Raw genomic sequence first — 12505 nt, 5'->3', positions numbered from 1 at the left:
TGGTAAACCCCGGGATAAGATGAGCAATGGTTATCCAGTCCAGTGCTCGTCTAGCGAGGGATCCCGCTTGTACCCGAGTGCGTTTTCTTCTCGCCCCTTGCCCCCTGCAGTGGAGAGCCCCATTGAGTTGGTGGGACGCACACCGCTTATTCGCCTGCGACGGGTTACTGCTGATCTGCCGCCAGCGGTACGAGTTTATGGCAAAGCAGAGTGGTACAACCCCGGGGGCTCGGTCAAGGATCGCCCGGCCCTGAACATGATTCGGGCTGGCGAACGCGAGGGCAAGCTGAGGCCTGGCAAGATCATTCTGGATGCCACCAGCGGCAACACGGGCATCGCCTATGCCTGGATAGGGGCAGCTTTGGGGTACAAGGTGAAGCTGGCCCTACCGGCCAACGCCAGCCCAGAGCGCAAGAAGATCCTCGCTGCCTACGGCGTGGACTTAGTGCTCACGGATCCAGCCCTTGGCTCCGATGGGGCCATCGAGAAAGCTCGTGCTCTCTATGCCGAAAACCCCGATCTCTACTTCTATCCCGACCAGTACAGCAACCCCGCCAACTGGCAGGCCCACTACGAGACCACAGGGGTGGAGATCTGGGAGCAAACCCAGGGACAGGTCACCCACTTTGTAACCGGGCTAGGCACCAGCGGCACCTGCATGGGGGTAGGGCGGCGCCTGCGGGAGTACCGCTCTGATATCCAGATCATTGCCATGCAGCCCGACTCCCCCTTCCACGGCCTTGAAGGCCTCAAGCACATGGCGACTGCTCTCAAGCCAGAGATTTATGATCCCAGCTTGCCGGACCGGCACCTCGAGGTTTCCACTGAAGCTGCCCAGAAGATGGTAAAGCGCCTAGCCTTGGAGGAGGGGCTACTAGTAGGCATCTCTTCTGGTGCCAATGTGGTGGCTGCCCTTGAGGTGGCGCGCCAACTTTCAAGTGGGGTTGTGGTCACCATTTTCTGCGATGGGGCCGACAAGTACCTCTCAGAGCGGTTTTGGACGGAGGATTAGTGCCTTGCTGTCCAGTTGCCGGCCCCTTAACACCCCAGCCTTTTTGCTGCTAGGATAGTGGGAGTCAAGCTAGCGCGGATGTGGCGGAATTGGTATACGCGCACGTTTGAGGGGCGTGTGGCTTTGCCATGCGAGTTCGAGTCTCGCCATCCGCAGTATATCCTCGCCTCTAACTGCTCCTTCTCCTTGAGAGGGAAAACAGGCAGTGGAGCTATCTTGGCTTTTTGCGCTACTCGTGGATGGCGTCCTGCAGGCGGGCGCCCCAGGTGCGGGCAAAGCGCAGGTCAGCTCCAGCCAGATTGGCATTGCGCAGATCGGCCCCGCGCAAGTCGGCGCCGTAGAGGGAGGCGAAGGAGAGATTGGCCCCCCGCAAATCTGCACCCCGCAAGTCCGCTCCCTCCAGGTAGGCACCGCTGAGGTTGGCGCCAGGCAACTGGGCTCGCCGCAAGTTGGCTCCCACCAGATAAGCACCGCTAAGATTAGCGCCTGTCAGGATGGTGCGCTCTAGATTGGCCTCGATGAGGTCGGCGCCCTGGAGGTTGGCTTCCGCCAGATCCAGGTGGCTCAGCTCAAGGGATCCTAGGCGGCAGTTAGGGCAGGCTTTGGAGGCCAGTAGGTAGCGTAGGAAGCAGGCGTTAGGAGGTGTGGCAGCGGCAGCGGAAGCGACAGCAGCCGTGGTCAGCAGCGCCAAAGCGGCGGAAGCTTTGAGATGGAGATTCATGGTAACCAGGCCTCATCTCGAGGAGTGACGAAGACAATCCAGCGGAGCGGGGTTGTCCTGCGTTGGTCCCATGATAGTGGTATCTGCTGGCTTCGGCCACTCTCTCAAATGGGGGAAAGCGATCCACAGCCAGCGGTTGATTGCCCCAGTCCCAGCAAAACTGAATTCCAGGGGATTGCCAGCCAAGGAGGAGGGTTCGGCTTGCCTTTCCTCGAGCTGAGCCGGGCGACAGGCAAGCTTTCCCAGGAGGGGAGAGGACGGCAACGCAGGGAGCAACCGCAGCGGCGACAGCGACAATCGGAGTCGAGGTTGCTGGATACCGAGCCTCCCCTTTGGAGGCAGCGCGTGCAGCTACGGCAGGCGGCGAGGATCTCCCAGTTCCCATGCAGGTCTGGAGCAGCCTGGGGAGAAAAGGGAGAAGCCTCTATGGAACTAGCCCTCCAGGATCAGTCAACATTGAACAGCAACCCTGTGCTGGTCTATGCAGATTCGACTGGAAAACATCTGTAAGCGCTATGGCCGCCGCGAGGTGGTCAAGGATGTCAACTTGAGCCTTGAGCAAGGAGAAATTGTTGGGTTGCTGGGGCCCAATGGAGCGGGGAAAACCACCACCTTTTACATCATGACCGGCTTGATCCAGCCCAACCGAGGCCATGTCTGGCTGGATGACCAAGATATTACCCATCTGCCAATGCATCGCCGCGCCCGCTTGGGGATCGGCTACCTGGCCCAGGAGCCCAGCATCTTCCGCCGCCTCAGCATCCAAGACAACCTGCTGCTGATTATGGAGCAGACGGGGGTGCCCCGCCGCCTCTGGCAGCAGCGCCTCAACCACCTGCTAGAGGAGTTCCGCATTGCCCATGTGGCCCACAGTTTGGGCTTGCAGGTGTCGGGGGGAGAACGGCGCCGCGCCGAAATTGCCCGCGCTCTGGCTGCCGGGATCCACGGGCCAAAATTCCTGCTGCTGGATGAGCCCTTCGCAGGGGTGGATCCCATTGCGGTGGCAGATATCCAGGAGGTGGTGGCCAAGCTCAAGCAGCGGGGCATCGGTGTTTTGATTACTGACCACAACGTGCGGGAGACGCTGGAGATCACCGACCGGGCCTATATTCTCAACGAGGGTGCCATCCTGGCCAAGGGTACACCAGCGGAGCTGGCGGCGGATCCCTTGGTGCGCAAGTATTACCTGGGGGAGAAGTTCCGCCTCTAATGAGCTTCCTCTACTGCCAGGAATACAAAGCCCGCAGGCGTTGGCTTTTCTTGTGCTGGTGGGCCTGCATGCGGGCCAGCAGCTCATCCAGAAGGGCAACCGCCTCCAGCAGGTAGGGACCTTTGTTGAGCATGACGCATTCGGCGCGGGCAGACATCACCGCATCGGAAAGCTCAGGCCGGGAGGGCAAGCCCTTTTTGGTGAGCTGATCCAGCACCTGCGTAGCCCACACCACGGGCACATGGGCGGCCTCACAGATCCACAGCAGTTCCTCCTGGATCTCCCCCAAGCGCAGCCAGCCCATCTCCACGGCCAGATCTCCCCGGGCAATCATCACCCCCAGCGGCCTATTAGCAGCCGCCGCGATGAGAGCCGGCAGGTTTTTCACCGCTTGTCGGGTCTCGATTTTCAGGATTAACCCCAAGTCAGGCCGAGCCTGGCGCCGCTCCAGCTCAGCAAACAGCACCTGCAAATCCGCCGGCTGCTGGACAAAGGAATAGCCCACTAGGTCGGCATACTGCACCACAAAGTCCAGGTCTTGGCGGTCTTTCTCGGTCAGGGGCTGGATTGGGAGTTGGCTGTCGGGAAAGTTGAGGCCTTTTTCGGCTCGCAACTTCTTGCCCTGGGGAGCAACTTTGTCCACCTCCAGCACCACGCCCGCCGGCTCGATCCCCACGACGCGGGCGCCAATCTTGCCGTCGTCGATCCAAACAGTTGCTCCCACCTGCAGGTTTGCCAAAACCTCCGGCAGGGTGCAAGCCACCTGGCAGGAGATGTCAGAGTTAACTGGCGGCATGGCTGCCGTGAGCAGGATGCGATCCCCGCAGTACACCTTGGCTTTGCCGGGGGGCATGGCCACCGGGCCAGTGCGGATCTTGGGGCCGGCCAGGTCGAACAAAATCTTGCAGCGCCGTTGGGTCTGGGCTTCGGCCCAGCGCAGGTGGGCCACCATTTTCTCCCACCCTGAGGGCTCGTCGTGGGCGCAGTTGATTCGTGCTACGTCCATGCCCCGCTGCAACAGTTGCAGCAGCAGCTCTGGCTGCTCGGCAGCTTCGCTGGGCAGGGTTACCATGATGCGGGCGCGGCGGTGGGGCGAGGGAGGGCCAAAGAGAACCGCAGTGTGCTGCTCCAGCGCCATGTCTCCAGCGTAAAACTCTTCGTAGCTGGGCCCCTTGTGGCTTAGGCCCTGCGTGGCTGCCAAAATAGCAATCACCGCATCCAGGTTTTCCAAAACCCGCGATTCGCATCGCCCCAGCGAGGACAGCCCCACAGCAGCCAGCTCTAATTGCAGGTTGCGCAGATCGTGTTGGCGCAGCGCTAGGTAGCGCGCCAGGTTGCAAATGGCTGGAGGAGGATCCGCAGAACAGCCCCAAGCGGCCAGGTAGGTCTGGGATCCCTCGACCACTTGCCGGCGCAGCTCCAGGAGCCGCTCTAGCAAAGCCTTAAGGGAAGAGGAAGCCATACGGAAGGTACCTCAAGGCCGAAGCTTAGTCGGAGCCCAATTATAGGCGGATTGGGTTGAGAAAGAGAGGCAATTTTGTTGCTTAGGGTTCTGGTCTAAAGTCGTTAACAGCCTTCGACTCTCCCGAAGGGCTGGCTGTCCTAGCTACTACTTCCTTGGGCTGCGTGAAACTCTCTTTTCCTCCTACTCCTTGTCCAGTTGAGCAGTCTTGCCCCAGACTCTCCATTGTTTGTGCGGTAGGTCTGATGGATCGCTACCTCATCTCCGAGATGCTCCTGCCCTTTCTCTTTGGGGTGGGGGCGTTTACCACCCTGGTGATGGCAGTGGGATCCCTGTTTGAGCTGGTGCGCCTGGTGGTAGAGGCGGGGCTGTCCCTTTCGGCAGCGTTGCAAGTGTTTGTGTTGCGGGCACCGGGGATCATCGTCCTGACGTTCCCCATGTCCATGTTGCTGGCAACACTGCTGGCCTATGGGCGCCTGTCTGCTGATAACGAGATCACTGCCCTGCGGGCCTGCGGCGTGAGTCTCTACCGTCTGGTGGTGCCTGCTCTCCTCCTCAGCCTCTTGGTGACGACGTTAACGTTTCTCTTCAACGAGCTGGTGGTGCCGGTGAGCAACCGCCAGGCGGCCCTGACTTTAAACCGTGCTTTGAACCGGGATCCGGACTTTCGCCGCGAGAACATTCTTTACCAAGAGTTTGGCGAGATCCTTACGCCCGAGCCGGACGGCAGTTTTTCCCGCCGGCAAGGGCTAACCCGTCAGTTCTATGCCCGCAGCTTCGATGGCCAGCAGATGCGCGGCGTCATTGTCCTCGATTTTTCCAACGAGGCTCTCAGCCAAATTCTCTTGGCGCAACGGGGGCGCTGGGATCCCCAGGAGAACCTCTGGGTGTTTGAAGAGGGCACCACCTACCTCGTTTCGCCCGACGGCACCTACCGCAACATCGCCACCTTTGCTCGGCAGGAGCTGCGTCTGTCGCGGGCGCCGCTGGATCTGGCCCAGGAGGTTCGCAGCCCCGAGGAGATGAACATTCAAGAGCTGCGCCGCTACATCGAAGTCCTCGCCAGCTCGGGGGATCTGCAAAGGGTACGCCGCCTCCAGGTCAACCTTAGCCAAAAGTACGCCATCCCCTTTGCCTGTCTGGCCTTTACCTTAATTGGGGCGCCTCTGGGCCTGCGCCCCCAGCGCACCAGTTCTTCTCTGGGCCTGGGCCTCAGCGTGCTGATTATCTTTGCCTACTACGTGCTGCTGTTTGTCAGCCAGGCGCTGGGGCAGATTGGGACGCTGGGGCCGGAGGTGGCAGCTTGGTTGCCCAACTTCATCTGCTCCGCAGTGGGGCTGGGACTGCTTTACCGAGCCAATCGCTAGGCTAGCTAGCGCAGGGGGATGAACTCGGTGCGGCCAATAATTTGTTGGCCTTGGTCGGAGAGGGCGTAGTTGATGAAGTCAGCCACCACGGGGCTGGTTTTTGGCGGCACCACCAAAAATACGTTGCGAGCCAGCGGGTAGCGGCCACTTTGAATGGCCTCGCGAGTGGGCATTTGGCCATCAATGGGCACCATCCTTACCGTTTGCTGGTTCTGCACCTGATCCACAGTGCTGTAGGTGATGCCATCTTCCCCCAAAGCCCGCAGAAGCGGAGTGGTGACATCTTGGGTGGCGGTGGTGAAGTAGGGCGGGTTGTCGGGGGCAAAGGGCAGCCCCAGCAGCACCAGCTCCTGGAAGACAGTGTAGGTGCCGCTCTGGGGGGCGCGGTTAAGAACACGAATCCGGCGATCCGGCCCCCCCACCTGGCTCCAGTTGGTGATCCGGGCCTGGAAGATATCGGCCAACTGCTGCAGCGTCAGGCCGCCCTTGTAAGGGTTGTTTACCCCCACCGCCACCGCCAGGGCATCTTTGGCCACCGGGATCGCCTGCAAACCCGCCTGCACCTCGCTGGCATTGAGGGGACGAGAGCTGGCAGCAAGCTGGATGCGGCCTTCCATGAGGGCCTTGAGGCCGGCATTAGAGCCATTGGGCTTGCCATCGGGGATCCCGTAGGTAATGGGAATACCAGGGTTGCGCTGGCTGTAGCCCGCCTTCAAGGCCAAGACAAGGCGCACCATGGTGACACTGCCATCCATCTGCAGCACCGCCGGGTTGGGCAGGGAAGTATCCAGGTTAACCGAGCTGGCAGGCAGATTGGGGGCTTGCGCCTGGGGAAGGTTGGGTGCTGTCGGGGCTTGGGGCTGGGCAGCCGGCATCTGGCCGGGGACAGAAGGCACGTTCCCTCGAGTTAGGAAGGAGTCCAATAGGCCGGAGCGATAGGCGTACCAGCCACCACCCCCCAAGAGGGCAATCAAGAAGATGTAGACAATTGGCGGCGGACCGGAAGGCCGCGGGGTCATGGAATTTCTCCTGAAGAACAGGGAGGATCTCCCTCTGTTGTATCAGCTGCTTGCCCCTTTGACGTGAGCAACAGGTCAAGGAACAAAGTCCCTCACCTCCCGTAACTCAATCACATCGGCGCGGGGATCTGCCTGCACGACTTCCAGTTCAATCCAAGTTGCCGGAGGAACCTGGCGTTCTAGGCGCACCGGCACCCGAAAGGCAATCTCCTCCAGCAGAGCCATGACGAGGTTTTCCTCCTCCCGCAGATAGCCCAAGACCAAGGCCCGCCAAATCTGCCCCGGTCGCTGGCGGAGGTACTCGATGCTCCAGTAGCGCTTGGACTTGCGCTCCACTTGAACCGCTTCTGCAGTGCCCGGCTCAATGGCCAGCAACAACTGCTGCACCTCGGCTTCGGTCAAGGGCAAGGGATCCCCCCGCAAAAAAGCCTTGATCTGGTAGTGGGCCACCAGATCCAGGTAGCGGCGAATGGGGGAAGTTACTTGACAGTAGGCATCGAGACCCAGCCCCGTATGTCGCCCCGGTTGGGTGGCCACCTCTGCCCGCGATAGACAGCGCATGATGGCAAAGGATCTCACCGGCCCCTGGGGATACAGATCCAAAACCTCCGGCGGGGGGAGCTCAGGAGCCGGCTGCAGGCGATAGGGCACTGGGATCCCATTTTGGCAAGCAAAGCGAGCGGCCACCTCGCCGGCCAGCACCATCATCTCCGCCACCATCTGCCGCGCCGGCGTATCCTCGATAACGCGCAGGTGGGGGGTCTCGTCAATGACCTTAATGTCCTGCTCCGGCAGGCCGATCTGGATGGCCCCTTGAGCCATCCGCCAGGCGTAGCGCCACTGGGCTGCCCGCGCAATGGCCGTCAATTGGGCCTCTGCCCCCAACTCCAGCATCTCGTCGGCATCGTCGTAGGTGAGGCGGTAGTTGACCTGGATTTGGCTAAGGCAGATCTCGTAGTTGCGCACGGCACCGTCGCATCCCAGCCAGATGCCGAAGCTGAGGGCAGGCCGCACCTCCCCCTGCACCAAGCTCATTAGGCCGGTGGACAGCTCCGGTGGAAACATCGGGATCACCCGCTCGGGCAAATAGACACTGGTACCCCGCCGGCGGGCCTCTAGATCCAGAGGATCCCCCCACTGCACCCAGCAACTGGGATCGGCAATGTGGATCCAGAGCTTGATCTCCTCCTCCGACCAAAACTCAACACTGAGGGCATCGTCGATATCGCGGGTGCTGGCGTCGTCAATGGTGTAGGTGTGGAGATGGGTGAGATCCCGCCGCAGATGGGGATCCAGGAAGGGAGGAGGGCCGCCCAGCAAAGTTTGGGTGTAGCGCTCCACCTCCTTAGGAAACTGGGTGGGGATCCCGGTGAGGCGCAAGGCCAGGTTCTCGTGGCGGCTCCACAGGCCCAAAGCCACCAAAGCCTCAAAAGCCCCCTGCGGCGTGTCGGGGAATCCCAGTAGCCGCAGCAGGTGGGAGGCCCGCTCGCGATCCGAGGGGGTAAGGTTGTGGGAAAGATCCTCATAGTTGCGAATGCTAGCTGCCGCTCCCTGCAGCGCTAGGCGCTCCAGCAGCTCCAGACGAGCTCGTTCCGCTGGGGTCCAAGTGTACTTTTGCCCAGGCTGGGCCACCGCTGCCCTTAGGCGGGCCTCAAACTCGGCCTGCTCCTGCTGCCGCTGCTGGGTAACAGCAATTTGGTGGAGGATTTCCTTCACCTGCGCCGGCGGGCGCGGCTCGTAGCCCTCCCCCTTTGCCTTGAAGTAGATGTAATCCTCGCTCAAGAGGCGGTAGGCAGCATAGGTGGAGACTGGGGAATCGTCAGAAAACAACAGCTGCGCCATCTCCGACAGGCTCAGGGGCCGGCGCTCCTCCTGAACCAATTCCCAAGCCAGAGCCAAGCTTTCGGGATCCAGCTTGGCCTGTACCGCCTGCCAGAAGCTGGGGATATCGGAAACCGTAAAGCTGGAATTGCCGTTGAGGGCAAACGTAATTTGGCGGGGGTGAACGCTATAAACCTGCCCTGAGGGCACCTCCAGGAGGAGATTCTTTTTGCCTTCTGTGCCCTGAACTACCGCCAATAGCCGCTCGTTATTGTGGCGGAACTCTACCAGCGTACCCTTTTCCACCCTCTCTACCCATCATGCTTGCTGCTGTCAACATTCTCTCCCAGCTCCCTCTCCCCTGGCCATGGGAAAAACCCGCCACGCAACTTTGAACAAAGCAGCTCCTCCCAGTTATTGCGGGATCGTTAGAGTGGGCTGCTGTTTGCGTATTGCCTGTGATATTTCTAAGGAAAGCTACCAAGCCAGTGAGGACCAGCAGCAGCAAGGTAGAGCCTTGACCGGAGATTGGCGGTCTCCCCATCCCCGGAAATTTATCTAGCTAGTCCCCTAGGCTTGTTGGCAACGACGAGGTTAGCCGTGAACAGCCCAAAGCGCCTACTAATTGTTGATGATGATCCCAATCTCATCCTCCTGGTGAAGGATTACCTGGAGTTTAGGGGCTACGAGGTGGTGGCAGCCAGCAATGGACGGGAAGCGCTGGAAATAATGCGCCACTGGACTCCGGATCTCATTGTCTGCGATGTGATGATGCCGGAGATGGATGGCTACACCTTTGTCCAGACCATTCGCTCTGATAGCACCACGGATTGGATCCCGGTCATTTTTCTGTCGGCGCGCGGGCAAACGACCGATCGGGTACGCGGGCTCAATACGGGGGCAGACGCCTACCTGGTCAAACCCTTTGAAGCGGAAGAGCTGGTGGCCCAGGTGGAAGCCGTCCTCAAACACACGGAGCGCCTGTTGCAAATGCGAAGTGTCGGCATTCAGCCGGTCATCAAGCTGGATCGGGAAGTTGAGCTGACCCCCACAGAAACCAAGGTGCTCCAGTATGTGGCTAGAGGGATGTCCAACCGCGAGATTGCCGAGGTGATGGGGGTGAGCCAGCGCACCGTCGAAAGCCATGTCAGCAACATGCTGGCCAAAACTGGCCTGCACAACCGCACCGAGCTGGCCCGCTGGGCCCTCGAAAGTGGTTTGGGCAGGGGCTGAGGGGCTACCGAGAGGACTTCTCTGCTGTCCGGGGCAACTTTTCTGCCCTTGTCTGTCGTTTTGGCAGCAAACTAATAAAGTGAGGTAACCGGTCAGGGTGCCTCTGTCCACTACGATCTAGACCCCATGGGATCCCGTTTCCCGCGTCCGGCCCGACCCATCCGCTCCGGCCACTATCCGGCCAAAGAGCTGTGCAGCCAGTGCGGCCTCTGCGATACCCGCTATGTCGCCTACGTCAAAGAAGCCTGTGCCTTCTTAAACCAGCAGTTTACCCGCCTGGAAGAGCAAACCCACGGGCAATCCCGCGAGTCGCTGCGCTCGGAGTCGACTGCCGTTAGCGACAGCGACTACTTTGGCGTCTATGAGGCAATGTACACGGCCCGCAGGCGGGATCCAATCCCGGGTGCCCAGTGGACGGGCATCGTCAGCAGCATCGGCATGAAGGCCCTCAGCAGCGGCCTAGTAGAAGGGGTGGTGTGCGTGCAGGCGGATCCCCAGGATCGCTTTCAGCCGCGGCCTGTCTTGGCGCGTACTCCGGAGGCGGTCTTGGCGGCGCGGGTTAACAAGCCAACCCTATCCCCCAATCTCTCCGTCCTGGAGCAGGTGGAGCAAAGTGGTCTCAAGCGCCTCTTGGTTATCGGGGTGGGCTGTCAGATCCAGGCTTTGCGGGCGGTGGAGAAAAAGCTGGGCCTAGAGAGGCTTTACGTGCTGGGCACGCCCTGTGTGGACAATGTCAGCCGCGCCGGCCTGCAGAAGTTTTTGGAAACCACCAGCCGCTCCCCGCAAACGGTGGTGCACTACGAGTTCATGCAGGACTTCCACATCCACTTCAAACACGAAGACGGCTCGGTGGAAAAGGTGCCTTTTTTCGGCCTCAAAACCAAGGAACTAAAAGATGTGTTTGCCCCCTCTTGCCTTACCTGTTTCGACTACGTCAACGGCCTGGCAGATCTGGTGGTGGGCTACATGGGATCCCCCTTTGGCTGGCAGTGGCTGCTGGTGCGCAACTGGCGCGGGCGGGAGCTCTTGGATCTGGTTTGGGAAGAGCTGGAAACCCAACCGGTGATCTCGCAGGGATCCCGGCGAGCGGCAGTGCAGCAGGGGATCCAAGCCTACGAGCAAGCCCTGAGCTTGCCCATGTGGCTGGCTCGGATCCTGGGGGCAGCAATCCAGCGCTTTGGGCCCCGTGGCCTGGAATATGCCCGCTTTTCCATTGATTCCCACTTTGTCCGCAACTATCTCTACCTGCGCCGCCACTACCCCCACAAGCTGGAGCAGCATGTCCCTCCCTTTGCCCGGCGCATTGTAGAGCAGTACCAACTCCCCTCTCCCTAGCTGGAGGTGAGGTAGCGGATCCCGGCTTCCGCCCAGCGGTCGATGGCCTGGCCCAAGCGCTGGCAATCGGCAATCAGGCTAATTCGCACATAGCCTTCCCCCCCTTCCCCAAAGGCGCTGCCAGGGGTTACGACCACGCCCGTAGATTCCAGCACCCGCAGGGCAAACTCCGTCGATCCCTCGGGAGTGCCATCGGCAGTGCGGGGGGTCGGGATCCAGAGGTACATTGTTGCCCGCGGCGGCTCAATCTGCCAGCCCAGCTCCGCCAGGCGGCCAATGAGATAGTCGCGCCGGCGGCGGTAGCGCTCCTGCACCTGCTGTAGGTAGCTCTCTGGCAGGGCCAAAGCCGTCTCGGCCGCCTTTTGCAGTGCGCCAAAAATGCCGTAGTCGAGGTTGGTTTTCAGGGTGCGCAGGCTCTGGATAATCTGGCGGTTGCCCACCACAAAGCCCACCCGCCAGCCAGCCATGTTGTAGGTCTTGGAGAGGGTGTGGAACTCCACGGCCAAGTCCTTGGCGCCAGGGATCTGCAGCAGGCTGGTGGGCCGATAGCCGTCAAAGGCCAGCTCCGCGTAGCACAGGTCGTGCACCAGAATGAGCTCATAGCGGTGGGCAAAGGCCACCACTTCTTCAAAAAACGAGCGGGGCGCCACCGCCGCCGTTGGGTTGTTGGGGTAGTTGAAGTAAAGCACCCGCGCCTGCTTGGCCACCTCCGGCGGGATCTCCTGCAGGTCAATGAGCCACCCCTTTTCGGGGCGCAGCAGCAGCGGGTAGATCTGCCCGCCGGCAATCATGGGGCCGCGAAAATGGGCCGGGTAGGCGGGGCTGGGCACCAGCACCAGATCCCCCGGATCCACATAGGCCAAGGCCAGGTGGGTCAGGCCCTCTTTGGATCCCAAAAGAGGCAGCACCTCTCCATCGGGATCCAGCTCCACTCCATAGCGGCGCCAGTACCACTCAGCAATTGCCTGGCGGAAGCTGGCCGTGCCCTCAAAGGGAGGGTAGCCGTGGTGGACAGGATCGGCAATGGCCGCCTGGGCCGCCTCCACCACCGGCTGGGGAGTGGGGCCATCGGGGTTGCCCATGCCCAGATCGATCAAATCCAACCCCTGCTGGCGGGCGCGGGCCTTCAGCTCATCCAGACGGGCAAAGACATAGGCAGGCAGCTTGCGTAGGCGTTGGGCGGGGGCAAGGTTCATAAAACCAGTCCAGAGGGGGCTGACTTGGGGTTAACTGCACAGCTTATCGCCAGAGCTGCTCCCAAGGCAATGCAGAGCAGAGCCAGCCTTGGGCAGCAAGAAAACCAACGGCTAGGATGGAGATCTAGC

The 12505-nt window shown here is 60.9% G+C and carries 10 protein-coding genes and 1 tRNA gene; 6 read left to right on the top strand and 5 right to left on the bottom strand.

The genetic code is table 11. From position 1 onward, the window contains the following. Positions 1-130: 130 nt before the first annotated feature. Entirely contained in the window at positions 131-1012 is an 882-nt protein-coding gene (locus tag NW827_RS01760; RefSeq protein WP_414403143.1) for a PLP-dependent cysteine synthase family protein, read from the top strand. 74 nt (positions 1013-1086) lie between these two features. Next, positions 1087-1167: transfer RNA gene (locus tag NW827_RS01755), tRNA-Leu, on the top strand. Between the two features lie 74 nt (positions 1168-1241). On the opposite strand, the gene NW827_RS01750 is transcribed toward NW827_RS01755, so the two are convergent. After that, positions 1242-1733 carry a pentapeptide repeat-containing protein gene (locus NW827_RS01750; protein ID WP_414403142.1) on the bottom strand — a complete coding sequence of 164 codons (492 nt, stop codon included), beginning with the start codon at positions 1731-1733 and terminating at the stop codon, positions 1242-1244. 481 nt (positions 1734-2214) lie between these two features. On the opposite strand from NW827_RS01750, the gene lptB reads away from it, so the two are divergent. Continuing rightward, complete coding sequence (gene lptB / locus NW827_RS01745) at positions 2215-2943, top strand: LPS export ABC transporter ATP-binding protein (RefSeq protein ID WP_414359543.1); 729 nt, start codon at positions 2215-2217, stop codon at positions 2941-2943. A 10-nt stretch (positions 2944-2953) separates the two neighbouring features. On the opposite strand, the gene NW827_RS01740 is transcribed toward lptB, so the two are convergent. Beyond that, positions 2954-4405, bottom strand: a complete 1452-nt coding sequence (locus NW827_RS01740) for a pyruvate kinase (RefSeq protein WP_414403141.1) — start codon at positions 4403-4405, stop codon at positions 2954-2956. A gap of 245 nt (positions 4406-4650) precedes the next feature. Between NW827_RS01740 and NW827_RS01735 the strand changes: the two genes are divergently transcribed. Next, positions 4651-5772 (top strand): LptF/LptG family permease, encoded by a 1122-nt coding sequence (locus tag NW827_RS01735; RefSeq protein ID WP_414403140.1) that lies wholly within the window; start codon positions 4651-4653, stop codon positions 5770-5772. A gap of 5 nt (positions 5773-5777) precedes the next feature. Here the strand turns inward: NW827_RS01735 and NW827_RS01730 are convergent, their stop codons facing one another. Then, a complete protein-coding gene (locus NW827_RS01730; protein WP_414403139.1) occupies positions 5778-6791 on the bottom strand; it encodes a phosphate ABC transporter substrate-binding protein in 1014 nt (337 codons plus the stop codon). Between the two features lie 75 nt (positions 6792-6866). Next, entirely contained in the window at positions 6867-8918 is a 2052-nt protein-coding gene (locus NW827_RS01725; protein ID WP_414359550.1) for a ribonuclease catalytic domain-containing protein, read from the bottom strand. A 294-nt stretch (positions 8919-9212) separates the two neighbouring features. Between NW827_RS01725 and NW827_RS01720 the strand changes: the two genes are divergently transcribed. Both NW827_RS01720 and NW827_RS01715 read left to right on the top strand, forming a co-directional pair. Continuing rightward, positions 9213-9845, top strand: coding sequence for a response regulator transcription factor (locus NW827_RS01720; RefSeq protein ID WP_414503266.1), 633 nt, complete (start codon positions 9213-9215; stop codon positions 9843-9845). Between the two features lie 126 nt (positions 9846-9971). Next, a complete protein-coding gene (locus NW827_RS01715) occupies positions 9972-11180 on the top strand; it encodes a Coenzyme F420 hydrogenase/dehydrogenase, beta subunit C-terminal domain (RefSeq protein ID WP_414403137.1) in 1209 nt (402 codons plus the stop codon). On the opposite strand, the gene NW827_RS01710 is transcribed toward NW827_RS01715, so the two are convergent. After that, entirely contained in the window at positions 11177-12376 is a 1200-nt protein-coding gene (locus NW827_RS01710) for an aspartate aminotransferase (protein ID WP_414359554.1), read from the bottom strand. The genes NW827_RS01715 and NW827_RS01710 overlap by 4 nt on opposite strands. Between the last annotated feature and the right edge of the window lie 129 nt (positions 12377-12505).

The sequence above is a fragment of the Synechococcus sp. H70.1 genome, assembly GCF_047502705.1.
Taxonomy (GTDB): domain Bacteria; phylum Cyanobacteriota; class Cyanobacteriia; order Thermostichales; family Thermostichaceae; genus Thermostichus.
Note: the sequence above shows the minus strand (reverse complement) of the source record. Positions and strands in the feature narration are given on the sequence as shown.